The following is a 26,631-nucleotide window of genomic DNA, read 5'->3' as shown; positions in this document are numbered from 1 at the left end:
GTTCAACTCAGGGTGAAAGTGGAATTTGCGAACTTCCTGGAATCGACAGACTGCCGCCATCGAACTGGATTGTCAATGTATAGCCAGGCGGTAGGATGGCTGCAACCGCCTGCTGGCAACCCATTGTCCCCGATCCCCGAGGACAGACGTAGTCATTATTGATGACCGCCACCGCATCCTTGACGCGGTTGTTGCGCATCCACGTCGCGAACTGTGTTTCAGGATGTTGAGCCGACGGATATCCCGCCTTCGCCAAGGGGTTCAAGTACGGCATGCCAGACCGCGGGTCTTTCAGCAATGCGTTAGATTCATCGATGAGATCGCTGCTTCCTCCGCTTTCTATCGCCCCATGAAGAAGATTGCCCGACTGATTATACAATGCACCGGTTGTCGATCCACCGTCGACTCGATCCCCAAGTGCTGCACGGGCGGCAGCTACCCACGGGCAAGACTCGTCATCGTTGTGCACGAGTACTGGCGTCTCACCCGCGACTATGTAGTACGTGTGGACGCCGTCGATCGTCAGGTCATACGTGACCATCGACGAGAAATAGTTGCGGACGCTAAGCACGGTAACCGCGTAGCTGCTACCCGTTGTCTGCAGCCGATCACCGGGCTTCAGCTGACCAGCGTCCGTGAACTGCCCGGTGGTGAGGTCGTAATAGGGGTGATTCTGCGTTCCCGTGATGGTCTTCGGGCCAGCCGGTGTCGCAACGGTGAGATCGGTGAAGTCCTTGTCCGTGTACGTCACATGAGTCTGGTCGACGCGGTGCGTCTCTTCACCGCCACCAGGCTTCGCGTTCTTCACCTCGTCGCCGACTTTGACGTCCTGGATCGGCTCGTCGGTACCGTCGGCCATGAGCACTTGGGTGTCGTGTGCAAATGAGTGGCCACATGCCCCCGCCGCAGGGGAGCCGCCGCCATCGTCAGTTCCGCCCACCTCAGGACACGGGGCGCCGACGGCGGTACAGGCTGCGACGGCGAGCAGAGTCCCCGCGCCAGCAGGGTTGGCCAGTGCGGCGACCAGCGCTTCCTCACAGAGCGCAGCGCACGTGACAATTCCCAGTCCTGCGGCGAGAGGCGCCAGGTCCCAGTACGGGTCGCCCCCAGACCGTTGTGCGTTCGGATCGTCGCCGGGAATGACAGGCGGCGGCGTGAGGATGGCGGGAGCAGGCGCGGTGGAGAGGTTGCTGGTCGAGGTTGCAGTGGGCACCGCGGGCTGCTGGCCGCCACCGTTGTTCGACGCGGGTGCTACGTACCCCGGGCATCCCGGCAGCGTGGGATAGCAGGTGCTGTTGGAGGTGTTGGGGGCGCCGCTGGCGCTGCAAGTGGTGGGTTGGCCGGAAAGGGTGACGCAGTCCTGGCCGCCGGGGTCGAGTCCGGTGGCGTCGCTGGCGTTGACGGGGTCGTTGCCGGCATAGGCGTAGCCGCCCATCGCCTGTGGTTTGCCGACCTGGAGCACGGGGTCGATGGAGATGAATCGCCCGGTGGTCGGGTCGTATTTGCGTGCCCCGATGTCGACGAGCCCTGTGGAGGTGTCGGTGGTTTTGCCGAGGAAGGTGTGGTCGTCCGGGAAGGGCTGGTTCCATTGCCCGGTGGTGTTGCCGGTGCCGCGGGGGGTGTTGAAGGGTGTGTAGTCGCGGCGTGCGGTGACGGCTTGGTCGGCTCGGACCTGTCCGGTGTTGTCGGTGGGCGGGCTGGCCATGATGGTGGTGCTGGCGGTGCCCTGGGTGTTGCCAGCCTCGTAGGAGACGGTCGGGTTGGTGCCGCCGGATTCGACGATGGTGGGGCCGCCGGGGTCGGTGAAGTAGCGGTTGCCGGTGATCGTGTGGTTGGCGTTGTTCAGATAGATTTCGCTGCTGCCCAGGTACAGCGTGGTGGTGGTGGCGTCGCGACGGATGAGCTGGTTGCCGTCGGCGTCGTAGGTGTAGGAGGCGTTGGCGCCGGAGCCGTCGGTGTCGGAGGCCAGGCGGCCTTCGGCGTCCCATTTCAGGTTCTGTGTGGGTTTGCCGTTGACGGCGCGGATGGTGGTGTTGCCGGTGCTGTCGTAGGTGTACTGGTCGCCGGTGGTTCCGGGGGTGGTGGTGCTGGTCAGGGTGTGGGGTTGGGTGGTGACGCCGTTGACGGTGACGCCGTAGCCGTAGGTGTGGCTGGTCACGACTGTGCCGGCGTTGTTGTAGGCGGTCATGGCGGTGCGGTTGCCGACCGAGTTGACCGTGTACTGCTCCCAGTAGGGTGCCGGTCCGCCGATGTTGCCCGCCGCGGGCGCGGTGTTGGCGCAGCCGCCCAGCGCCCCGGGGATGAGGCTGGTGGGGTCGGCGGGCACGGCGGAGCCGCCGCTCACCTTTCCGAAGACGGTCCCGGTGACTGTGCCTGTGTCAGTCCACGCGGTCCGCAGGGCTCCGGCGTAGTTGTAGGTGAAGCACTGCGCGTCGGTGGCTGGGGTCGCCGTGACCGATCCGTTGGAGATGGATTGGGCGGTGCCTTGGACGTCGACCTCGGCGGTGATCTGTCCGGCCGGGTTGTAGGTGTAGGCGGTGGTGTCGACCGGGGCGTTCCACGCCAGCTGCGAGACAGTGGTGTTCGCTACCCGCTGTGTCGCAGCCTCATAAGAGGTGTCCGCCACCACCTGGCTGGGGTAGTCGCCGAGTACCCGGCGCTGGATGAGCCCGTATGGGGAGTATGCCGAGTCGGTGAGCAGGTCGGCGTAGTTGTCGCCGTTGGAGATGAGCAGACCGTTGTAGTTGTAGCCGTAGGTGATGGTGTTCGCCGCCAGGCCGCCGGTGGCCGGGTTTCCCGCGGTCGGCAGGTCGCTGCTGTGCAGCAGACCGGTCATGTCCGTGTAGTGGTTGACAGTCGTATAGCTGCCGGCGAGTGCCCCGTTGTTGTCCCCGCCGGGGATAGTGATAGTGGTGCCCAGCGGTCGGCCGCCGGCGTCGTAGCCGGTGACCGCGTTGGTGTACGGGCCTGTGGCGCCGGTGGTGTATCGGCTGGAGGATGCCGCCAGGCCCAGGTTGCCCTTGCCGTCGGAGTCCGGTGCGGCCACGGCCGGCACGCTGTCGTAGCTCCAGGAGGCCAGCTTGGTTCCGGAGGTGTTCGTCCCCTGGTATTCGGCCGTCTTCCGGCCCCGAAGATCCAGGCTGTAGTACAGCGAGATGCCCCGCGAGTCGGTGCTGGTTTGAACATTGCCGGCGTTGTCGTAGGTGAAGTGGCTGTGGCCGGTATCGGGATCGGAGGTGTCGGTCCTGCGGCCCAGCATGTCGTACGTCGATTGCCAGTTGGCGCCGCCGGCGTCTGTGACCTGGTTCTGGTGACCTGCCGCGTCGTAGCCGTAGGAGGTGACGTCGATGTTGTTGGTGTCGACCTTGGTGGGATCGGTGCTGCCCCAGGGCACAGCCGTGGGATCGGTCGAGTGGTAGGTGTAGAGGGCCCGGGTCAGGCCGCGGGCATCGGTCACGGTCGACGTGCGCACCCCGCCGGCCGGCGGGGTGACGTCGGTGCGATCCGCGCCCGCGTAAGCGGTGTGGGTGCGCCACAGCTCAGTGGAGTTGGACAGGGTCAGCACATCAGTGGTCCGGCCCAGCCCGTCGTAGTAGGTCTGGCTCTGGTGCAGCTCGGCACCGGTGGGAGTCCACATGCCGGCGCCGGGCGCCTTGGACCCGTCGTAGTAGGGTCCTGCGACAATGTTGGTGCGGCCTGCGGTGTCGTAGGTGGTGTCGGTGACCACGCGCCCCGGATCGTCACTGGACGGCAGCGTCTGCACCTGCCGGGTCCGGCCGAGGGAGTCCAGGTAGGTGACCGAAGGCAGGATGGTGCCGTTGTCGCGCAGCGTGTCTGTTTCCACGGTCGACGGCTGCGACGTGCTGCCGGGGGTGTGGCCGTAGATCACGTATTCGAAGCGGGCGTTGGGCTGGTTCGGATACGCCGTCACAGGATGGTCCGGTCCCCACACCGCGGTGCTGCGGCCGAAGGCGTCGTAGATGGTGTGGGTGAGGCGCCCGTTGACATCGGTGGTGTCCACGAATCCGGCGGTCCTTGACGGGTCCGCGGTGGTGGTGCTGGTCCACGCCGGGTTGGGCTGGCCGGTCACCGGGTCCGCAGATTCCGTTTTGACCAACACCGGCAGCTCCATCGCCGTTTGCGAACCGGCGGTCGGCACATAGGTGGTAGCCGTGGTCGCATTGAGTGCGTTGGTCGCGGTCAGGACCCGGCCATAGCCGTCATAGGTCGCTCCGGACTGCATCGTCCAGGAACCGGGCACACCGGACGCCTGCGAGTTCGAGCCTTCGGTGCGCGTGGCGTCGCCGATGGTGACGGTGCTCGGGAACGTCGTGGTGTTGTCGAAGAAGGTGCGAGTAGCCGATACCACTGCGCCGCTCAGCGGACTGGTCGTTTCCAAACCGGCGACCGAGCCCACGTACAGGGCACCGGAGCCGGTGAAGTTGCACGGAGCCGTCTGCACCAGCTTCTGGTTCGCGGCGTTCATCCACAGCAACACCGCGGTGGTGATCCACGACGGCTGCGCTGAAACAGCGTAAGACGTGTGAGAACACGTCTCCGGTGTGGCATCGCCGGGAACTGGGCCGCCGCTCTGCAGCACCGGCGCGAGATTGTCGGTCAGGACCAGACGCCCGCCTGCGGCCTCGTTGTAGAAGTTCAGGCTCTGCGTGATGCGGTTGCCACCGGCTGCCAGTGGAACCGACGTGATGGTTTGGGCGGTCCCCAACTGGCGGGAACGCAACGCCGGAAGCAGATCACGGTCGTGCGTGGCCTGCGGGTCGGACTTCCACGGCTTGGTAACCGTCGTAGACCACGCCGAACCGCCGGCGCCGTTCAGGGTCTGCGTTTCCAGCACCTGCCCGGCGAACGCGTTGTCGTCGACGGTGGGGACACCGCTCAAATCGTCCGAAACCGAGACCCCCGGACAGTCCACACCGCCAGTCCCACAGGAGTGCGAGGTCTCCGCGGTCTTGTCCGGGTCCTGATCCATACCGCGCAGGAACTGCGTGACCGTCTGGGTCTGCGGATGGTTCGCATCTCCCGGCTGCCCGACCGTCGTGGTGACCTTCGCGAAACCCCGGTACTGGTCGTAGGTCCGTGACGCCGGGTCGGTCACCAGATCCGAGTCGTTGGAGTGCCAGGCCGCACCCTGCGTGGTGTCGTAACTGTAGTTGGTGACGACGTTGTTGGAGGTACCGGTCTCATCGGCGACAGTGACCTGGGTGACGACGTACTTCTGGAACCAGTCGGTGATCGGCGTCGACGTCCCCGGCGGAGTCCAATACTCCTGATAACACAGCTGATGGTTGTGCCAGTCCACCGTGGACGGAGGCGCTGTACAGCCCAGTGGAGCGAAGTTGGGCTGGCCCGTACTCGAGTCGACGCTGGGATCGTCGTATCCCACTGTGGTCGCCGCACCGAGCTCGTTGTAGATGGTGCCGAGCCGCTCACGCTGGTACTTCGGCAGGTTCTGATCCCCAGGCGGGACCACAACACCAGGCACCCGCTGATACTGGTTGGCAGCCGGGAGGAACTGGACGTCAGGCAGCGTGGCCTGGTTTGCCGTCCCGTCCTCCTTCGCTGCCGGACAGATGGACGCACCGGACGGCAACGCCGAGGCCGCACAGTGCCGGATCGCCGCCAGCCACATCAGCGACCCTGTGGTCGCGGTGGTGGTGTCCAGGTTGTGGAACTGGTCGAACAGGTCGTAGTGGTCGACTTTCTTGTAGGTGCCGCCGAGCGCGACCTCGGTGTCGATTGACGCCAACCGGCGCGTGGACCAGAACGTCGGGAAGGTGTTGGTACAGGTAGTGGCCGACCCCGAGCAGGCCTGGTCCGCCGGAGTGTCCAACATCCCGCCGCTGAACGACTGGCCGAAGCCCACCGCACCACACCCCGACGGCCCAGCACCGTTGGAAGCGCCGCCAGCGGCATTGTTGCTGTACACGTCATCGGTGCTCGGGTCGACACAGCGGTTGGCGGTGTTGAACACGACCCTCGCCGCCGGTTCGTGGCTCAGGTTCGGCGGCGGGTTCGTGTTGATGGTGTCGGCCCGCTGCCAGCCGTAGTCGATCTCGTTGAGCACTCCGCCACGGTCATAGGCCACCGAAGCGCTGCCGGTGCCGTGACCGTACCAGCCGATCTCCTTGATATAGGAGTACTCGGTGACATTGCCATGCGGATCGACCACATAGTCCAGGTTCCACCGCCACGCCTGCATGCAATTCAGGACCGCCGCAGCCGTCACGGTGGTCGGATCCTTGCACGCGGCGTTGTTCGGATCGTTGAACACCGGCTCGGTCCAGGCCGAATCCGACTCCGGACCCTTGCCGCTCACCCCGCCGGCATCCACCGGGAACTGATCGGCGCCGAAATAGGCAGTGGTCCCATCCGGGGTATGCACCCGGTAGAACTCTCCGTTGGAGGTCCCGTTGTTCACCGCGCCGGTCAGCCGGTCGATCTGCGTTCCGTCGTCATTAGCGAGCTTGAAATGGGTGAAACTGGTGTCCGAATCATCGTGGACCAGCTGCCCGCCATGCGCGCCGAACGACAACGTCAACGCCGGAAGCTGCTTGCCGTTGGCATCAAGCGCGAAGCACGACTCCGAATTGTTGGCGAACGCAGTCGGCTTAGCCTTGGAACACGGCGTGTACGACCGCTCGATGTATCCCGGTGCGTAGTCCCAGCCATCGCCGATCCACGACGGCTGGTTGTTCTCCGCGGTGGTCTTGCCATCCACCGAACCCGAGTCATACGCCAGCGCCACCGACGGTGCAGCCCCGCCGATCGACGGCGGAACAGTAATCGGGTAGCTGTACTGGAACGAGCCGCTGCTCCCACCGGCCTCCCAGGAGTTCGACGCGGACAGGCTGGTAGCGGTGTACGTGCCGGTAGGGCCGTTCGGCGCTGAGGTCGCAGCCAGCACCAGAGCCGGCGCCGTCTTCGAAGCCGCATCGGCGGCGCTCTTCGACGCAGGCAACGAAACACCGGCGACAAGCTGCTGATGAGTCCAGTCGTGGGTGAACTTGACAGGAGTCTGGGTCTTGCAGGAGGCCAGTTGCGGAGTGGTCAACGCGCAAGCCGGCAGCGAGACCAATTGCAGGCGGTCACCGAAGTCCCCGCCGAAAGCCTGGGCGAAAGCCGAATAGTCAACGGCCACAGTGGCCGAGCCCGACGTCGTCTGCCCGTCGGTGCGCGCCACCGACACGACCACGCCGTTGACACCGGCAGCGGAAGAATGCGCATGGTCGGCAACAGTGACATGCACCGAAGCAGGGCTTGCCCCGCTGCGGACCCTGGCAGATTCCGGCGCCGACGAGGCCGCGGCACCGATCAGCACCGGGGTACCAGGCACCCGCGACAACGATGCGGGCGACGTCGCGGCACCCGCGACAGCCGCTGTCTTCGCGGACGGCATCGAGATGTCGACCGCGGCGGCCGCGGGAAACACCGGTGGCGTGACAACTGCACCTTTGGGCATCGCCGGGGACTTCACCGGCTGGGCCGACCACGGCTTACCCGGCGTCGACACCCCCAGGTCCAAAGCGTGACCGTTGTATTTGCCCGGCTTGGGCGGACCGCCGGGCTTGGTCGGCAACCCGTTGGAGTTCGCGGTCAGCACACCCAGCGACAGCGTCGCAGCAGTCAACCCGGCCAGCATCCGCACCGCCGCACGACTGCGGCGCCGGTGATGCAGGCCAGCCCGATTCCCACTCAAGATCCACTCCCACCCCGAGGCCCGCGCACGGCGACGCCCCCATCGAAGATCTCTTCGAACCAGGGGCGGACGCTAGCAGCTGCAAACGGTTTAGGCCAGAGCCTCAGCAGTCGAATATCGAAGGCTGGCATAGGTGTTATTTGACAAAACCTTGAATTTGCAGCTGACAGGATTCCTGACGCAGAAGCCAGCGCGCGGTATGAGCAACAGGTTTGGGCGAATCCCGTTTTGGATAGCGAACCAGAGTTCTCACACACCAAGATTCTTTGGCTACGCGACCCGACACTTACAGGGGTGGGCGGCTGCATCGCTACAGCGTGGGGACGTACTGACCCAGGAGGGGGCGAGATGACCTACACCAGACCCAAATCCAGACCCAGACCCAGACCCAGACCCAGACCCAGACCCGACACCACACCACCGAGCCGAAGCATGCCGCCACGCGCCCGGCGCCGGTCTTGGTGGATCGCCGGTATCACCGCGCTGGCGACTACCCTCGGCCCGGTGACCGCCGCGGTTCCGGCTTCGGCGCATACCGCCGGCCCGACACCGCACGCCGCTCCGCACCCCCCAGACAGCCACCCCACGACGCAGCCGACCAAGCCGCAACAGCCGAACGCAAAGCCCATCGAGCTCAACGCTCCCAAGCCGGAATCGGTGACCTCCACCACCGACAAGACAGCAGCGGTCACAAATTCGCCCGCCAGTCCCGCGCAGCAAGCCGCTGCCGCAGCTGTGGCAAAAGCCAAAGCCACTGGGAAAGCAGCTCCCATACCCGAGCTGACCACAGACAGCTCCACCACAGCAGCCAATCCCAACGGGACGCTCACACTCACCGAAACCCTGGCCCCACAAAGGGTCAGGCAGAATGGCGCCTGGGTTGCGATAAACACAAACTTGTCTGTCGGCGAAGACGGCAGACTGCACACCGCCGCGACCACCGCAGATATCAGCATCTCCAACGGCGGCACCAGCACGTTGTTAACCATCGGCACAGGAACGTCCCAGGTCAACATCACCTGGCCGCTCGGTCCGCTACCGACCCCGCAAGTCTCCGCCGACAAAGCGATCTTCCAAAACGTCACACCCGGCGTCGATCTTCAGGTCACCGCCGAAAACGAGACCGTGCGCGACGTCCTGGTCATCCATGACGCTAAAGCAGCAACCAGCCCCGCACTGAAAACCATCCACTTCGGCATCACCGCCCCGGGGTTGACCATCAAGACCGACCCCTCCGGCACCCTGTCCGTCACCGACGCGAAGAACAAGATGGTCTTCGTCGGCAGCACGCCACTCATGTGGGACTCCACGCCGGCGACCGCATCGGCCAAGGCAAAAACCGCCGTCTCCACACCGGCGGCCGTAACCGATCCGGCTGCCTCAGCACCAGACGGCGCCCACACCGCGCCGATGCACATCGCCCTCACCGGATCAGACATCGCCATCACACCGGACCCCAAAACACTATCCGACGCCCACACCGTCTACCCCATCTACTACGACCCGCCGATCAGCATGGGCCTGACCGACAAATACGCCGAGATCAGGTCCGGGGAGCCAACCTCGTCCTTCTACAGCAACGGCTCCAACAGCAACGGGAACTGGGTACGCGCCGGATGGGACCCGGACATCGTCAACGGCACAGCCATCGGCATCATCCAAGGCATGATGTCGTTCAACGTGTACGGACCCATCAGCGCCCTGGATTCCAGCACGAACGGCCAGACACTAGGCAACTACATCGACGAATACGGCACCAACATCACCTCAGCCACCCTCACACTCACCGCACAGGGCGCACAGAATTGCCCGTCGGTACCACCATTCGACCTCTACCGAACCGGCCCCATCGATGTGCACGCCGTGACATGGGCCACCGACGGTAAGGGATCCGGTGGTGCATTCGGATCACAGGCATTCTTCCTGGGCACCCGCACCCCAAGCGGCTGCGGATTCGGCGGCTATGTACAAATCGACGACACCCAACAAGTCAAGGACGCACTGCAGAACGGCTTCAACGGCGGCGAGGGAACAGCAACCATCGGCATCCGGGTGGCAGACCCCTACGAATCCGCCTCCTACCCCTACTACTGGTCCTGGTTCCACAGCGAAACCGTGAACGGTGGCGTGGGAACCGCCTCCCTGAGCGTCACCTACACCGCCGCGCCCTACATCAATGGGGTGTCGACCAACCCGCAACCCACGAAAACCGACTGCGGCACAAGAGCGCAGCCTGCCAACCCCGCAAACGCCGGCTACATCCGCAAGAACATCGGCAACCAGGTCACCCTCAACGGCTCCGTCTTCGACCTCTCCAACAGCGAACCCCTGCAGAGCAACTACGAATTCCAAGACGTCACACCAGGCCAGCCGGGGAATGTCTACTACCTCCCATCCGGCGGCTACTACGGCGACGCCAACAACCCCACCACAGGCTCAACATCAGTCGGTGGCGGAACAGCACCGCTGTACTCCCCCACTCTCTACCAATACGGCGGCCCAGCCAGCCAACCGAACCTGCAAGACGGCCACACCTACCTGTACGCGCCCTACGCCCAAGACGCCAACGACACCGGCTACCTGAACACCGCCGTGGCCTCCTCCACCCAACAGTGCTACTTCACCGTGGCATTCACCAGCCCCGACCCGCCCGCCATCACCGCCCCGGACTTCCCCCGACTGGGCAACAACTCGGCACCAGGCATGTTCGCCGGCATGTCCGACGCAGGCTTCCAAATCACCGGGACCACCGGCGGCGTCAACATCGACCACTTCGACTACGTCATCAACCAGGACTCCGCCAAAGTCGGCGACGCCAACGGCGGCAGCCACGTCCAAGTCGCCAGCTACGACACCAACAACCCCAACGGAAACACCGCCCACGCCACCATCCCTGTCCCAGCCGGGGTCACCACACTGGGCAACAACACCATCTACGTCCGCGCAGTCGACGTCGCAGGCAACGAATCCCCCGTCGCCCAATACGACTTCTACCTGCCCGGCAACCCCAACAAAGTCGCCACACCCGGCGACGTCACCGGTGACGGCGTCCCGGACGTCTTGGCCGTGGTACCCGACCCGAACAGCACCACCGGCGCCAAACACCTCGTCGTGTTCCCAGGCAACGAGGACCCGAACATCCTGGGCAACGTTAACAACTCCCTCGAAGCCGCCCCTTCGGCAGCGGCACCCGATGGCACCTCATGGACCAACACCCTGATCACCCACCGCGGAGCACTACGCGGCATCACCGTGGACGACCTGTTCGCCCTCAACACCCTCACTCACACGATGTCCTACTACCTCAACAAGTCATCTTTCGGGCAGACCGCCAACGCTGAGATGTTCGCCCAGACCCAGCGGGTCAATGTCACACGCCCGACCTGCGTCCGCAGCGCTGCCTCCGGGAACTGTGCGGGCTACGCCTCCGACTGGAGCCACGTGGTCCAGATCCTGGCCCTGGGCAACGCCGCCGGAGGCAAGGCGGGAACCTTCGCCGGCCGCACCAATCTCATCACCATCGAATCCGACGGCAACCACGGCGCCAACGTCTGGATGTTCTCCCCGGCGGGAGGCGACCAGCTGACCAATCCCGTCCTGGTGGCCGCGGACACCGACGCCAAGTTCTTCAACTGGCTGAATGCCGACCTGATAGCACCGGGCCCGACCACCGCCTCCGGGCTGCCGGACCTGTGGGCGCGGGACGGCAATTCCGGCACCCTTTACCAGTTCACGAACAAGAGAAACGGCGACGGCAGCGAGGACCCGACGAGCCTGGGCAACCAGGCCGACGCCACAATCGTCGGCACGAAGGGCCAGCTGACGCCGAGTCTGTATCCGACGCTAGTGTCCCCCGGCAGCCCGACGCCCCCGGATTCGAAGGGCGGCTTTTCTGAAGCCGGCCAGCCGGCGCTCGGGTACCTCACGTCCGACGGTCAGCTGGCGCTCGTTCCCGGCGTCTCCGGCAGCGCGCTGAACACCGGATCCGACTGGAACGAATCGCACACCGGCTGGGCCGCGAACAACAACATCGCATCGCTGAACGGCGCGTCCACCGGGACTTCGCCGGCGTCCAGCGGCCTTCCGACGGTGAGCAGCAGCGGTCCCATCATGCTCGGCATCGATCAGGGTTCCAACAACATGTGCCTCGACCTCGCGCGGGCAAACACCGCGCCGGGCACCCCGATCCGGTCGTACGTCTGCAACGGGAGCGCCGCCCAGGCGTGGAATGTGGAAACCGACGGGACCATCCGCTGGGCCGGCGACCCGACGCAGTGCGCCGAGGTCCAATCTGTCTATACCGACAGCAACGGCACCATGGCCGGCTCCCCACTACAGATCAACAGCTGCGCACCGATGACGAACGGGGATATCGCGCCCAACCAGCGCTGGTTCATGAGATCCTCCCCAGGTGCCGCCGCCAACGCCCAGATCGGCTGGGCGAACATCTACAATCCGGCGTCTGGAAAATGTCTTGACAACCCTTTCCAAGGCACCGGCATACAGCAGATGTGGATCGCCAACTGCTCCGACGGCGGAACAACGGCAACAGCCAACGTCGCCCAGGAATGGCAACCGCCGGCAAGCCTGAACCAAAAGAAGTATGTCGAGGGCAGCGTGCTCGCCCAATTCACCTCCGAACAGGCGACCGCAACCGCCTCTGTCGTCAGCAATTCCGCTTACGCCTCGGGCAGCGCCTACACTCTGGCCGCCACGAAGACCGGTGATCATTACGGCGTGGACTGGTACATGCCCTACGCCGGGGACTACACGATCAGTCCCACGATGACCGTCGGCCCGGGCAACGGCCAAGTCCAGCTCACCGTAGCGCAGGGCGCCGGGACCAGCGCCACCAACCCGGTCACACTGCCAGTCACCACGGACACCTACGCCTCGACGGTCGGCGAAGCCGACACCAATTTCGGCACCATCCACATCCCGGCCCCCGGCACATATGCCTTCACGTTCTCCGTCGCTGGCAAGAACCCATCCTCATCCGGCTACACCATCGGCCTGGACACACTGCTCGCCGCACCCGATCACGGCACCGGACCGAACACAAAGGTCGCTACACCGTCTGCCGGCGAAGTCAACGTCCCGGTCTCTGTTGACGCTTCAGGCTCTCTCCCGGGAAGCGCCGCCCTCACCGGCTACAGCTTCGACTTCGGCGACGGCTCGGCCCAGGTCACCGGAACGGCCGCTGCTGTCACCCACACCTACACCGCAACCGGCGCCTACACGGTGACCACCACGGTCACCGACTCCAACAACGTCAACGCCACCACCACCAACAAGGTCTACATCCTCAATAGCCCGACCATCGCCAACGGCGACTTCGAGACCGGGGACCTGTCCGGCTGGAGCGCGTCCTACAACTCCGCAATCACCACCACCAACCCGCACAGCGGCACCTACGCTGGCCAGATCAACGCGCCGACCGGTGGCACCGGATCCATCGAGCAGGTCGTCAATGGTCTGAAACCCAACACCTCCTACACCCTGAGCGGCTGGATCCGCACCGACGGAGGCGTAACCAACATAGGCACCAAGAACTACGACGCAGACCCCAACGACGACACCGGCAACACCACAACCGCCACCGCCTGGACCCTGCTCACCAGCCAATTCACCACCGGACCCACCAACACCAGCGTCGACATCTACTGCTACCGATCCACAGCAGGCACCTCCGCGTGTGACGACTTCACCCTGATGGCCACGCCGGCGGCAGGGGCCGTGGCCAACCCCGACTTCGAGACCGGGAACCTGGCCGGCTGGAGCGCCGCATACAACTCCGGCATCACCACCACCAACCCCCACGGCGGCACCTACGCCGGACAGATCAACGCACCCACCGGCGGCAACGGATCCATCGAGCAGGTCGTCACAGGGCTGATCCCCAACACCTCCTACACACTCACCGGCTGGATCCGCACCGACGGAGGCTCCACCATCCTCGGCACCAAGGACTACGACGCCGACACCGGCGACGACACCGGCGCCACCACCACCAACACCGGCTGGACCCAACTCACCAGCCAGTTCACCACCGGACCCACCAACACCAGCGTCGACATCTACTGCTACCGATCCACAGCAGGCACCTCAGCCTGCGACGACTTCAGCCTCGCCCAAACCCCGGCAACCGTGGCCAACGGCAACTTCGAGTCCGGTGACGTGTCCGGCTGGAGCGCGTCCTACAACTCCGGAATCACCACCACCAACCCGCACGGCGGCACCTACGCCGGGCAGATCAACGCACCCACCGGCGGCAACGGATCCATCGAACAAATCGTGGGCGGCCTGACACCAAACACCACCTACACCCTCACCGGCTGGATCCGCACCGACGGCGGCGTGACCAACATCGGCACCAAGAACTACGACGCCGACCCCAACGACGACACCGGCAACACCACCACCGCCACCACCTGGACCCAACTCAGCAGCCAATTCACCACCGGCCCCACCAACACCACCGTCGACATCTACTGCTACCGATCCACAGCAGGCACCTCCGCCTGCGACGACTTCACCCTGACCAAGAACTGACCGGGAGCCGCAATAGCGGCCGAACCAACCGAAGGGCGCTGCCGTATCGGCAGCGCCCTTCGCGCATTCACTCCCGGCTGATCGTTCGCAAAGACCCAGGGCTGCCGGTGAAAGCAGACCGAAGCCCGTTACCGAGTTCAAGCCCGGTCGCTCTCCGATCGATGCTCAGGGCCCAACGCCGAAGCTTGACCAGATATGCATTGGCCCGACACCGACCGTGGCCACGCTGGTTGATCCGCGATCAGACGGGTTTTCGCCTCCAGCAACCACCGTCCGTCTGGCCAGGGATTCTGTCGTGCTCGCTACGGTCTGCGGTGGCCCCGAACTGTTGGAAACTGGATATAGCGGCCGGCTGCCGCGTCGTGCCACTGGTTGACCGGCCGTTCGTCGAAGGAGGCGGTCGGGATGGGCGCTTTGGGTGCAGGCTCGGTCTATTGGCGGTGTGGGTGCCGTCATCGCCACGGTCGGGATTGTCTGCGACGTGGCGAGGATGGGCACGGCTCGTGGTATTTCGCGGTGAGCGTTCCGCCGGTGGAGGGCTTTCCGGGTCGGTCAGTTCTGGTTCGTCGCGGCGGCTATGCCTCCCCGGCGGCTGCCGAGGAGGCGCTGCGGCGGACTCGCGATGGTGCCGATCCGGAGGCCGGTGTGACCGTTGGGGAATGGCTGCGGCTGTGGATTGCCGGACGCGCTCGTTTAGCAACCTCCACACGGGTGTCGTACATCGAGCACATCAACGTTTACATCAACCCGGTTCTCGGCCAGATACCGCTGACCGAGCTCACGATCAAGCAGCTGGTCGACTTCTATGCCACGCTTGCACGACGGCGAACTCGGCGCGGTGGCGGCGTTCTGTCCGCCGGCACGATCCTCCACATCCATGCCACGCTTCGGGCCGGGTTGAATGCGGCACTACGGCGCGGGCTGATCTTGTGGAACCCGGCGCGGGAAGCCGAGCCACCTCGCTGGCGCCGGCCCCGGGCAGTGGTGTGGACGGACGATCTGATCGCGCACTGGAAGGCGACCGGCGAACGTCCGCCAGTGGCGGTGTGGACAGCCACACAGACCGCAGACTTCTTGACCGCGATCGGGGAGGACCGGCTGTATGCGGCGTTCCATCTGATCGCGCTACGCGGACTGCGGGGGGGCGAAGCCGCAGGTCTGCGCTGGTGCGATCTGGACTTGCAGCGTGGGCTGTGTTTCATCACCCACCAGGTGCAGCGCCGCGACCGCGAGATCCTGCAGGGCCCACCGAAATCCGCGAGAAGTGTGCGGGCAGTGGCGTTGGATCGGACCACGGTCAAGGCGTTGAAGGTGCATCGCCACAGACAGGAAGAAGAATGCCACGCCTGCGGCACCGTTCCGTCCGGGTTCGTGTTCACCCGTATCGATGGCCAGCCGCTGGCACCGGAATACCTGTACCGGCGCTTCGTAAAACTGGTGGCCAAACATGGCCTGCCGCCGATCCGGCTGCATGACCTGCGGCACGGCGCAGCCTCACTGGCGCTACAGGCCGGCGTAGACCTGAAGGTGGTCTCCGACCAACTCGGGCACTCCTCCATCGTGCTGACCGCAGACACCTATGTCAGCGTGCTGCCGGCGCTGGCGATGCAAGCTGCGGAAAAGACCGCGCGGCTCGTGGCCGAGGCTGGGCAATACGCTCCGGGATCGAATCACGTAACGCGGCGCAAGGTTGGCCCGCCGGACCCGACCGGGAAGGGCGGGCGCAGGCGGCGCAGCTCGACCCGTCGACCACTGACGTCGATGCTGTCGACGCCGGCTAAGGCACCGGACCGGCGCAACATCATTTCAGCGGCGGCGGGGAAGGAGGCGATGATCTGAGCCTGTACCGCGCCAGAATGGACGCATGGCCGTTGACCTGCCCGTTTGTGTGATTGTACCCAGCAGATAGGCCCGGCGGCTGCCGACCTCAATGACGACCGCCGCATACAGCCGTTTCAACATCACGGTGTCGACGTGCAGAAAGTCGACCGCCAGGATCGTCTCGGCTTGGGCGCGCAGGAACGTCCGCCACGTGTTGTCACGCCGGTCCGGCGGCGGGATCCTCCGCGAGCGAAGGATCCGGCGGATCGTGGAGGCCCCGACACGATGGCCGAGTCGGCGCGGCCCGTCTTGGATCCGCACCGTGCCCCAGCTCGGGTTCTCAGTCGCGAGCCGGACAATCAACGCCACCATATCGTCCGGGATCGGTGGACGACCGGGAGGCTTGGGCTCGCGCCACTTGTTCGCGATCAGCCGACGATGCCACCGCAGTAACGTGCCGGGGGTCACCAACCGGTGCAACCGCAGCGCCTTCGGCAGGACCCTGGCCAGCGCGGACAGCAGTGCCCGGTCGTGCCAGTCGATCCGCGGCGTCGGGTTGGTCCGGCGCGGCACCGCGACCTCCTGCCGGAGAACAAGTAACTCCGCGTCCTTGGCTGCCGAGGACCGGGCCAACAACACCAGCCAACCGAGCACGGCCACGAAGATCCGATACAGCAGACGAACAGCCACGAAGCGAAATCCTTGCAGGTGCCCCGGCCCAGGTCACAGCCTATGGCCGAGTATTGGCGCAGGACAGGCAGCGCGCTCGCCATCCGCCCCTCAAGGTCCACGTAGGTTATGTGCGCGAACTGATGGTCGAACTCGGCGCAGACCGGCTTTCAAGATGGGCTCCGATCCGGCCGGCTCTGACCCGTTTCCAGACGACGGCGCTACCGGGTCGGCCCCTGATCCTCGGCTGCCTCCGCGACGGTGAGTTCAGCAGCCGGATCCGCCTCCAGGCGGGCGTCCGGAATCGGCGTGCCACTGCGGACGGAGCGACCGTAGGTCCCGTCGTCGATGCGCCGAAGTGCACGCTCGACCACTGAGAGCCGGTCCCGCAGGGATGCAGCCAAGGCGTCGTCGATGCCCTGCGCCTCCAGTGATTGCGCGGAATCGGCCTCGTCACCGATCTCGTCTTCGGCCTGCCGATCTTCTACTTCGGCCCGGCCGACCGCGGCGAGTTGCTCTCGTAACTGGTCGTGCTCTGCGTTGAGCAGGGATCGCGCCGCTTCCGGATTCATCTGGTGACGCCTTTCGTGGTCTGTTGTTCTACGCCGGTCCCGGAGGCGGCAGGCCTCTGGCGTTAGGCAGTACGATGTCTGGCTTCAGCTGGACGCCTGGCTCTGGTAGGCGAGGTCGGCGGCGGTCAGGCCCTCGAGTGCCATTCCGTAGGGGACACCCTCGATGATGCGGCGCCGCATGCGCTGGTTGAGGGTCTGCTTTTGCAGGCGGCGGTAGACGTCGGGCTTGGCCGCAAGCTTGGTGGCGATCTCGAGGCCGCGGGTGTAGGCCTGCTCATGCGGAACGACCTCGTTGACCACGCCCCACTCCAGGGCGGTACGCGCGTCGATGTTCTCGCCGGTCCACAGCAGCCACTTGGCACGCGCGGTGCCTGCGGTCTCCTCCCACACCACCTGCACCCCGTCGCCGCCTGTGATGCCGAACGCCGGGTGGGGGAAGTCGCCGTAGACGGCGCGGTCGGAGGCGATGTGGATGTCGGAGAGCAGCAGGTATTCGGAGTGGATGGTGGCCGGGCCGTTTGCCACCCCGACGACTGGCATGGGGAGCTCGACAAGCCGCTGAAGCACCTTCAGCCCCTCAACACGGATCTTCTCCCACACTGCGGGCTTGAAGATCTCGCCGAGGCTGGGCCCGTCGATCTGGTCCATGAACGCATCACCCGTGCCGGTCAGCACCATCGCGCGGTTGTCCGAGTCGAGCGAGATCGCCTCGAGGGCATGCGTAAGGTCCTCATGGGTCTGACCGGTGAACACGATCGGGCCGCCATCGGTGTGGAAGCGGACGGTCAGCACACCGTTCTCATCCCGGGTCATCGCAAGGTTCTTGTAGGCTTCGAAGTAGCTCGGATTGCCCATTTCGTTCCTATCCCCATTTCATCTCTGGATTGTCCAACTCCATGAAAGCGTCGGAGAGATCACGATTCAAGCGCCGAGCGATGGTTTTCCCGATAGCAGCCATAAGACCACCGAATGGCGGAAGACCGCGCGGGCGGCGCTGCCGAACGTGAGGACGTTGTGGACGTATCGGTCGCCCGTCAGCCCTCGGAGGCAGTGCGCCCACCGCGACCTGTGGCAGCAGCGACGAATGGGACCGGCAGGAGGTGGGCATGATCGGTATGTCGAGACGGCCTACGCGCGCCATGCCCGCAAAGGCTGCGCCCTCTACGACAATCCTCGGTGGCACCACCGTGACGTCCGTTCTCCGATATTGCCTGCGGTCCGCGTGCCCCGTGCGGCCGACCTTACTGAGGCTCCGGCACTTGCCCCTTGGGCAATTATCGTGGCTTGCAGCAATAAGCGCGCGCTGACGACTCGCGTTGGGCATGCAATCCGTTCCACCATCGACTGCGGCATCAGCGACGATATTCATATTGCACAAAATTCCCACTGCGGCGATCACGACAAGGGCGTGACAGTACTGTGCGCGATCGGCATAGACGGCTGGCTGCTGGGTAGGGGGCGGACGCGGGAGAGGTGACCACCCGCCCAGATCGCTGGGCGGCTACTCGGTTGAAGCGCATCAACTGCGGCACAGTGCAGGAACGGGCGTCGTGGAAGCCAGTCACCAATGCTGCGGCGGCGGTCGGGGTGGGTCACGGTGGTGGCCGTGCCGCGGCGAATTCGGCCCGCTTCACAGTGCGCTGATCCGCGCCTCGTCGGCCTGGACCAACTACATCTGTGTGAACATGATCGCCCGCCTCCCTGCATCGACCACCGCGCGCCGTTGGTGGCGAACAGGAAGCGGTGGTCGGCTGAGACGATCACGCTGCCGGCGGCCTCGAACGCGTTGGGCGCGCTCTCCTGCCCGCTGATCGGCTTGTACACGCCGGACCCCGCGCCACCAGTCGGCAGGCGTTCCATTTCCGTGATCCTGTACCGCGCCAGAACGGACGCGTAGCTATTGACCTGCTCGTTTGTGTGATTGGTGGAGCTGTCCCGCAGGCTCAATGACTGTGGCTGTGAAACTCGTCTACCAGCTCGTCCTCAAGGTCTTCGCCTGGCTCGCGCTGCTCGCTCGCAACGATGCCGCGAACCATGCCGAGATACTGGCTCTGCGGCACGAGGTCGAGATTCTGCGTCGTCAGACCGGGAAGCCGAAACCGTCCTGGGCTGACCGGGCGGTACTGGCAGCTCTGGCTCGGCTTCTGCCGCGCGAGTTGCGCGCGCATCGGATCGTGACGCCGGCAACACTGCTGGCCTGGCACCGGCGCCTGGTGAAACGCAAATGGCCCCAGCCCCGCTCACCCGGTCGGCCGCCGCTGTCCGAAGAGATCCGCGACCTGATCGTCACATTGGCGCGCGACAATCCTGGATGGGGCCACCGAAGGATCCAAGGCGAACTTCGCCGCCTGGGCCACCGCGTCGGGGAAGGCACGATCCGCAGAGTCCTGAAGCAACGCAGGATCCCGCCCGCGCCAAGACGTGCCGACACCACCTGGCGGACGTTCCTCAAGGCCCAGGCTCACGGAATCTTGGCCACCGATCTGTTCCACATCGACACGGTGACGCTCAAGCGGCTCTACGTCCTGTTCGTGATGGAGGTGAAGACCCGCCACGTGCATGTCCTGGGCGTGACCGCGTATCCGACCGGCCAATGGGTCACTCAGCAGGCCCGGCAACTGATGGCCACGCTGGAAGACCGAACAAACGACTTCCGATTCCTCATCCGCGACCGCGGCGCCAACTTCATCGACCAACTCGACGCGGTGTTCGCCTCGGAGAACATCGAGGTCGTGCGAACCCCCGCACGCCAGCCCAGGTCGAATTGCTGGGCCGAGCGGTGGATCCGCGGAGCACGGTACGACTGCACCGACAACGTCCTGCTGTTCAGCCAGGCCCACGCCCGCAAAGTCCTCGCCGCCTACGAAGACCACTTCAACGAGCACCGGCCACACCAAGCCCGGGAGCAGACCCCTCCCGACGCCGATCCAGCTGAGGCCATCCCAACCGAAGGACAGATCCGCCGCCGACAAGTCCCCGCCACCACCATCCACGAGTACCACCGAGCCGCCTGACCAACTCGCCGAACCAGCTGGCCAGAGCATGTATACGTTAGTTTTGGCACGGTACAAGCTGATCAGGGCACATATTCACTGGTTTTGGCGCGGTACAGGCCTCGGCGAACGGCCGGACGAGGGTGGTCGCCTCGTCGCTGCGGCCGGACTTGTCAAGAATCGCCGGCGCCTCGTCAACAGCTGTCCACCAGCCTGCATGTACGAACCCGTCGAGGAACCCGAGAGCCTCATCGGGGCGCTCCTGCTCAGCAGGTATCCGCGCCATCATGCGCGCGCAGTACCAATCGCCAGCCTCGGCTTGTCGGCGCAGCTCATCGACATAGCCGGCATCTACCAGGGACGTCACGACCTCTGGACGCAGCCAGCCGTCGTACGTCCTGGCTCTGCGGTCGAGTTCCTCAGCATCCACGATCGCGAACGATAGCGAACACCACCGTCAGTATCGGAGGATACCGTGCGAACGCGTCGTGATCCGCGTGACGCGGGGAGAACGTCATGATAGCCATGAACCGCACCGGGACTATGCCATGCTCCTTCGTTTGACAGCCGATGTCGAGCGGGATCGGGATCGAAGCGCCCCGAGCCCAGGCCACGGCGACACCTTTGACTGCGACGTCCCGCCCCTGACCTGGCAGCAAACGGAGGAGCACGGCACAATCCCGGTGCGGTTCAGTGGACGCGGCGACCCTGACGCCTGACAAAGCCAGCTCGCCGTGGATACGCCGACAGCCCCAGGTGCCGTTCTCGCGCGCCATCCGCAGTACCAGGCGCCGGACCGTGTCAACGCTGCGCGAAAATTGACCCCCAGGCGCTCCGGGAAAATTGACCCCTGGGTCTGTTCGACAGTTCTTGATTCCTCAGCCGCTGGATGCCGGATGGCACGGGTAGCGTGCGTGTAGTGCGTTCGAGGCGGCGGTGGCGATGCGCGCGGCCAGGAACACGGTCTGCTCGGCGATCTGGTCTTCGTGCTCGGGGCCGGTGGGCGCGGCGAGCTCGTCAGCGAGGCGGGACAGGTCTTCGCTGGCAGAGGCCATGGTTGTGGCCAGCCGTGTCCACGCGCTGGTGGCGTCAGGCACCGTCGCGGCCGGCGCGGTCCTTGCTCAATAGTTCGCGCCGAGCTCGGGTGCGGTAGGAGTCGCCGGTGAGGGTCAGGACCTCGGCGTGGTGGACCAGGCGGTCGATCATCGCGGCTGCGACGACGTCGTCGGAGAAGGTCTCTCCCCAGCGCCCGAAGGGCAGGTTGGAGGTGACCATCACCGAGCCCTGCTCGTATCTTGACGCTATGAGCTGGAAGAACAGGTTCGCAGCATCCTGATCGAACGGGATGTAGCCGACTTCGTCAATTATGATCAACCGGTAGCGGCGGATCTTTTTCAGCTCGGCCTCCAGCCGCCCGGCCTGGTGGGCCTCGGCGAGCCGGGTGATCCAGTTGCTGGCGGTGTCGAATAGCACTGAGTAGCCGGCGTGCGCGACCTTCACTCCGAGCCCGATGGCCAGGTGCGTCTTGCCGATCCCCGGCGGACCCAGCAGAACGACGTTGTCCGCCTTGGCGACGAACGTCGCGGTCGCCAGGTGCGCCAGCACGTCGCGGCGCAGTGACGGCAGGTGGTCGAGGTTGAAGTCCTCGAGGGCCTTGACCTGGGGGAAGTGTGCGGTGCGGATCCGCATCACGGTGCCCTTGGACTCCCGGTCGGCGACCTGGCGCTGCAACAGCGCCGCCAGGTACTCCTCGTGGGACCAGTTCTGGTCGCGGGCCTGCTCAGCCAGCTCCTCCCAGAACACGCCGATCGTCGGGGTCTTCAACACCCTGGTTAGGTAGGCGATCATTGACGGCATACCGTCCTTCGTCGCCGAGGTGCCGGTGGCCTTGGTGGCCGTGGTCATTCGCTGCTCGCTTTCGTCGTGATGGGGTTGGTGAAGTCGACGCCGAACAGGGCGTCGTAGTCTGGCAGCGCCCGCAACTGCACCGCGTGGCCGTCGGTGTGATGTCGGGTCGCGGCTTCCCGGCGCCTGCGATCCTCGGCCAGGGCCGCGCGCATGGCCTTGGCGATCTCGACGTGCCCGGGGTCGGTGACCACCCCGGCCTTGGCCCAGGACCGGGCGTGCCGGGCGACCAACTGCCCGTCGCAAAGCGCGGTGACGGTGCTCGCCGAAGCGGTGACGTCGACGAAGCGTCCAATGACGCGCGGGTCGATGGAGTAGTCGACCGTGTCGATGCGCACGTAGTAGTCCCGGCCCAGCCGGATCCGATGGGTCAGGCCGACGACCGGGTCCAGCGGCGGCAGAGCCACCATCAGCGGCAGCTCGGTCTGAAGCAGGTCCACGGGGCGTCCGGCGATCGCACGCACGGTGCGCCCGTTCGCCTTCACAAGCCACTGCTTGAGCTGGTCGTTGAAGTCCGCCGGGGAGGCGAAGGACCGCCCGGGCAGGAAGCTGGTCTCCAGGAAGCCGTTGTTCCGCTCGACCATGCCCTTGAACTCCGCATCACGCGGCGGTGCCAAGGTGATCTTCGTGGCCAAGGTCCCGGCGAACGCCGCCGCCGGCACCGACACGCGCCCGGTCCCGCCGATCGCCGACTCCCGGTCCCACACCAGCGTCTTGGTCACCCGCCCGACCCCGGCGATGTTCAACCACATCCCGGCCAGGATGTCCCCGGCCTGCCGGGAGGGGATCATCGTGGCGGTCATGAACCGGGAGAACCCGAGCGTCATCACCAGCACCGGCAGCACCCGCTGCTGCCCGGACCCGACCGGCACCTGCGTCTCGGGAAACCACAGGTCGCACTGCGTGATCTGCCCCGGCTCGTAGACGAACCGGTCCACCGGGTCGATCCCAACGTACTCCGGCCGGACCTGCGCCAGCCGCCTGCACAACGGCGCCATCGAGTACGGCCAGCCGATCCGCTCGGCGACCACCGGCCCAGGCATCCGCGGCCACTCCGTCAACAGCGCCCGGATCTGCGGCTCGAACGGATCGACCACCGATCCGCGTGCAGCCCGCTGGTACTTCGGCGGCCGATCCGAGTTCAACGCGGCCCGCACCGTGTTCCGAGCGACACCAAGCCGCCGGGCTATCTCCTTGATGGGCACACCCTCAGCTCGATGCAGACGGCGTATCTCGGCCCAGTCCTCCACTTTCAACACCTCCCTAGCGTCAGGGGGTCAACTTTCAGAGATCGCTAGGGGGTCAGTTTTCACGAATCAGCGACAGACCGAGGCCACAGTCCGCGGACGCCCGGGACGCTTCGGTCTGCTACGAGCGGCATGGCGCCGGTTGAGCAGATTGCGGTTCCAGCGCAAGACCGCGTTCGGGCTCATGACCAGCTGCAGCCGACACAGCGTCGTGCGCGGCAGCGTGCCTAGCAGCGCCGCCAGCAACGCCCGATCCGCCGTTTCGAACCGGGCGACCGCGGCCCAATCGGACACCCTACCGGCACTCAGGACCTTTGCCATCGGCCTGGACAAGGACTGGGACGCGGTGCTCGGCGCGGTCACCTCACCGTGGAGCTCCGGCATCGTCGAAGGCACAGTCACCAAAATCAAGCTGGTCAAACGGCAGATGTATGGACGAGCCGGGCTCCCGCTCCTCCGAAAGCGCGTCCTGCTGCTGTGACGGCAGCCACTGGGGACATCACGAAAATCTTGCCAGAGCCAAATATTCGGCACCGACACGGTCATGTTACTCAACAGCCCGGGTGTCGGGCGCTGCTGCGCCCGTGGACCAGGGCAGCAAACGGAAGGCTCGGTCACTGATGTGGTCCGGAGCGAAAAGCGCCGTTCCGATGACCGTCAGGCCGGCAGCTACCAGACCGATGTCCACGACGGTCATCAGTGTTGCCGTACGGGGCCAGATCAGCCACATGCCAGCGTGGCCGGCTGCGATAGCTGGGCCGTACAGCCGGCCGGCGCCAGGGCCGGTGCGGGTTCGCATCATGGTGGCAGGATGCAAGCGGCAGGCGCCGGTCCGGTACTTGGGTAGGACAACGTCGGACGGCCAGCCGCACTCACAGGCAGATCAGGACATTGACCGCTGCAACTATGTCCGAAGGGTTCGGACACACGGAGTACCGCGAGCGGAGGAGAGTGAGGCACAGCATGCGAGGGCCGGAGGACTTCGGGGCGGCGTTCACCACGTTGTTGGAGGCTGCCGGGTCCAGTCCCGACAGCGTGGTGCGAGCGCTGAAGGGGGCGGTATCGCGCAACACGCTCTACGACTGGAAGAAGGGCGCACATCTGCCCAACGACACCCGGCCTTTCCTAGAAGTAGTGCAGCTGTGCCTGCAACTTGCCGGAGCCGACACGGATCTACGCGGGGCACCCCGAGATGTCCAGGGGTGGCTCGATCTGCTGGCCGAGGCGAAACAGATCCGCGACAACCAGGCCGCAGGGCGCGCGTACGCGTCTGGCCGGTCCTCGTTGAGGGGCCTGGACGACGGCACCCTGCTGAATGCCGCGGCTTACCTGGCATACGAAGCGAAGGACATCCTTGGAAAGTTGGGCAACCTGGTCGCGAGCCGGCCAGCCCGCGCCGATGAACTGCTGGGTCAACTAGCGCGGGCCCAGGGCAGTCGTCAGACGCCTCGATGCGTGGCCAGACCCAAGATCCTGCCCGCGGCGGATCTGTCTGTTGCGTACCAGCATGTGCGACTGCTCAGGACGCACGTAAAAGCCCTGCTCGGGGTGCGCTGGGTCGATGAGGATGTGCTCGACTTGATCTCGTCGCTGCGCGGAGTGCTGGAGGAGATCTACGGCGTGCGGATTGTCTTCCTCGGCGAGAAGGTGGCGACCACCGGCAACGGTGGTCAGACACCGAGCGCCCCCACGGTCGTAGCCGACCCCGATATCGACTTCGACCCGCGCGTCCAGGATCCGATCATCACCACCACCAAAGTCCTGCCGGATCCGGCTGGGGGCAGGCCCGTCATCGTGGCGGAAGGGAACCCTCCGCAGCCCATGGCCCCGAGCGGGTCGATTTTCGTTGTCACCGTGGAGGCCAGAGCACCACGCGCCGTCATCCTGCACGGCGTACGGGCCGTTGTGCTCTCCCGCCAACCGCCGCGGCGAGCGTGCCTGATCAAGGGCATTGCCGGCGTACTCAACGTCCGACGCTTCGATGTCGACCTCGACTGCGAGAACCCGCAGATGAGGATGCGGGGGGAACACGACTTCCCCTTGACCGTCAGCCCTAACGACCCCGAGGAGTTTTGGGTGCAGGCCGCCACGACGGCGAACGAGATCACCTGGACCGTCGCCGTGGATTGGGTCGTGAACGGGATCCCGGGCACCACCCTGGTCAACCACGCCGGCCCCCCGTTCAGTCTGTACCCGGTCGATCTCCTACTCGCAGGGCCCAGCATGCAGTCCCTACGTACATCATGCGACTACAACGAGCATGAAGACGGCTGCCCAATGCTCACGCTGGAAATGCTGGGAGGGTCGGTAGATGCGTTCTCGTCAGAGGGCGGTCCTGCGTTCACCGGCATCAATGCTCTTCGTAAAATGCTTCGGAACGGATGATCAAACCCCGCCATGCATGGGGAACTGGAGCTACTACGTACATGAAGCTTCGTCGACTCCGACTTGCCTGCGGCGCCGCCTCTGGCGCTCGATGCCGGAACTGAGCAGCGTGCAGGTCGCTTTGGATATCAGTGCAGACGGCTCCGGGAAGGTGACAACTCCGGCGGTTGGCGAGCCGAGGTCAGGATCCTCAGAAACTCTCTCAACAATCTGTCGGTGCCGAGAATGTCGTCCATGCTGGTCGGGATAGGTTTGGCGCGTCTCTTCGAGTCGGCGAGTGATCAGCCGGCTTTGGGTGCGGCGCCTGCCCGGGGCGGCAATGATGGTTGGTCGTGTTGGTCCGGATCGCGTATCTGGCGGTGGCGAACACGTTCGCTGCGTTGCGGCTACTCCCGATGAGCGATCGAGAGAAGGACGCCGAGATCTTGGCCCTGCGCCATCAGATCAGGATCTTGCAGCGGCAGTTGGGCGGTCAACGGGTCCGGCTCGAACCTGCGGATCAGGCGTTGCTGGCGGCGTTGCTTGGCATGCTGCCGCGCACGACGCTGCGGCGACTGCAGCTGGTCATGAGCCCTGACACCCTCCTGCGCTGGCACCGCGATCTGCTCAACCGGCGCCATGCCGCTCGCAGCAGGCCCAAGCGTTCCGGGCGCCCACGGACCGTGGCCTCGATCCGGGTCACGTCCGCTGGTGTGGTGTAACTGACCTTGAGCTGGGCTCTAGCGCGTTGGGAGCCATCGCAGGACGTTCGTAGGGAAGTGTTCGAAGTT

13 protein-coding genes and 2 pseudogenes are annotated in these 26,631 nt (G+C 65.4%); 7 read left to right on the top strand and 8 right to left on the bottom strand.

What is annotated here, in order from left to right; all coding sequences use genetic code 11:
• Positions 1-7: 7 nt before the first annotated feature.
• Complete coding sequence (locus tag ABIA35_RS44315; RefSeq protein ID WP_370346802.1) at positions 8-7,072, bottom strand: DddA-like double-stranded DNA deaminase toxin; 7,065 nt, start codon at positions 7,070-7,072, stop codon at positions 8-10.
• A gap of 88 nt (positions 7,073-7,160) precedes the next feature.
• Here ABIA35_RS44315 and ABIA35_RS44310 point away from each other — a divergent pair, with 88 nt between their 5' ends.
• From ABIA35_RS44310 to ABIA35_RS44300, 3 genes are all read left to right on the top strand, one after another.
• Positions 7,161-7,550, top strand: a complete 390-nt coding sequence (locus ABIA35_RS44310; RefSeq protein ID WP_370346804.1) for a hypothetical protein — start codon at positions 7,161-7,163, stop codon at positions 7,548-7,550.
• A gap of 461 nt (positions 7,551-8,011) precedes the next feature.
• Positions 8,012-14,269: a carbohydrate binding domain-containing protein gene (locus ABIA35_RS44305; RefSeq protein WP_370361990.1), complete on the top strand. Its 6,258-nt coding sequence runs from the start codon at positions 8,012-8,014 to the stop codon at positions 14,267-14,269.
• Positions 14,270-14,785: 516 nt separating this feature from the next.
• Positions 14,786-16,108 (top strand): tyrosine-type recombinase/integrase, encoded by a 1,323-nt coding sequence (locus tag ABIA35_RS44300; protein WP_370346808.1) that lies wholly within the window; start codon positions 14,786-14,788, stop codon positions 16,106-16,108.
• Here the strand turns inward: ABIA35_RS44300 and ABIA35_RS44295 are convergent.
• The 3 genes from ABIA35_RS44295 to ABIA35_RS44285 all read right to left on the bottom strand — a co-directional run bounded on the left by ABIA35_RS44295 (position 16,076) and on the right by ABIA35_RS44285 (position 18,186).
• Positions 16,076-16,780, bottom strand: coding sequence for an integrase catalytic region (locus ABIA35_RS44295; RefSeq protein ID WP_370361989.1), 705 nt, complete (start codon positions 16,778-16,780; stop codon positions 16,076-16,078). The two genes, ABIA35_RS44300 and ABIA35_RS44295, sit on opposite strands and share 33 nt — an antisense overlap.
• A 200-nt stretch (positions 16,781-16,980) precedes the next feature.
• Positions 16,981-17,331 carry a TraR/DksA family transcriptional regulator gene (locus ABIA35_RS44290; protein ID WP_370346812.1) on the bottom strand — a complete coding sequence of 117 codons (351 nt, stop codon included), beginning with the start codon at positions 17,329-17,331 and terminating at the stop codon, positions 16,981-16,983.
• A gap of 84 nt (positions 17,332-17,415) precedes the next feature.
• Positions 17,416-18,186 (bottom strand): enoyl-CoA hydratase/isomerase family protein, encoded by a 771-nt coding sequence (locus ABIA35_RS44285; RefSeq protein WP_370346814.1) that lies wholly within the window; start codon positions 18,184-18,186, stop codon positions 17,416-17,418.
• A gap of 1,103 nt (positions 18,187-19,289) precedes the next feature.
• Here ABIA35_RS44285 and ABIA35_RS44280 point away from each other — a divergent pair.
• Positions 19,290-20,345, top strand: a complete 1,056-nt coding sequence (locus ABIA35_RS44280) for an integrase core domain-containing protein (protein ID WP_370361988.1) — start codon at positions 19,290-19,292, stop codon at positions 20,343-20,345.
• A 37-nt stretch (positions 20,346-20,382) separates the two neighbouring features.
• On the opposite strand, the gene ABIA35_RS44275 is transcribed toward ABIA35_RS44280, so the two are convergent.
• The 4 genes from ABIA35_RS44275 to istA all read right to left on the bottom strand — a co-directional run bounded on the left by ABIA35_RS44275 (position 20,383) and on the right by istA (position 23,488).
• The gene (locus ABIA35_RS44275) at positions 20,383-20,754 is read right to left on the bottom strand and encodes a hypothetical protein (protein WP_370346818.1); all 372 of its coding nucleotides are present in this window, start codon (positions 20,752-20,754) and stop codon (positions 20,383-20,385) included.
• Positions 20,755-21,202: 448 nt separating this feature from the next.
• The gene (locus tag ABIA35_RS44270; protein WP_370346820.1) at positions 21,203-21,379 is read right to left on the bottom strand and encodes a hypothetical protein; all 177 of its coding nucleotides are present in this window, start codon (positions 21,377-21,379) and stop codon (positions 21,203-21,205) included.
• 34 nt (positions 21,380-21,413) lie between these two features.
• On the bottom strand, positions 21,414-22,229 hold the full coding sequence (gene istB, locus ABIA35_RS44265) for an IS21-like element helper ATPase IstB (RefSeq protein WP_370346822.1): 816 nt from the start codon (positions 22,227-22,229) through the stop codon (positions 21,414-21,416).
• Entirely contained in the window at positions 22,226-23,488 is a 1,263-nt protein-coding gene (gene istA, locus ABIA35_RS44260) for an IS21 family transposase (protein WP_370346824.1), read from the bottom strand. Before istA ends, istB begins: the two co-directional genes overlap by 4 nt.
• A gap of 274 nt (positions 23,489-23,762) precedes the next feature.
• On the opposite strand from istA, the pseudogene ABIA35_RS44255 reads away from it, so the two are divergent.
• From ABIA35_RS44255 to ABIA35_RS44245, 3 genes and pseudogenes are all read left to right on the top strand, one after another.
• Positions 23,763-23,957, top strand: a pseudogene (locus ABIA35_RS44255) (transposase); the annotation flags it as partial.
• Between the two features lie 482 nt (positions 23,958-24,439).
• The gene (locus ABIA35_RS44250) at positions 24,440-25,861 is read left to right on the top strand and encodes a hypothetical protein (RefSeq protein ID WP_370346826.1); all 1,422 of its coding nucleotides are present in this window, start codon (positions 24,440-24,442) and stop codon (positions 25,859-25,861) included.
• Positions 25,862-26,193: 332 nt separating this feature from the next.
• A pseudogene (locus ABIA35_RS44245) lies at positions 26,194-26,541 on the top strand (integrase); the annotation flags it as partial.
• Between the last annotated feature and the right edge of the window lie 90 nt (positions 26,542-26,631).

Origin of the sequence: Catenulispora sp. MAP12-49, from assembly GCF_041262705.1 — a bacterium.
Classification (GTDB): Bacteria; Actinomycetota; Actinomycetes; order Streptomycetales; family Catenulisporaceae; genus Catenulispora.
Note: the sequence above shows the minus strand (reverse complement) of the source record. Positions and strands in the feature narration are given on the sequence as shown.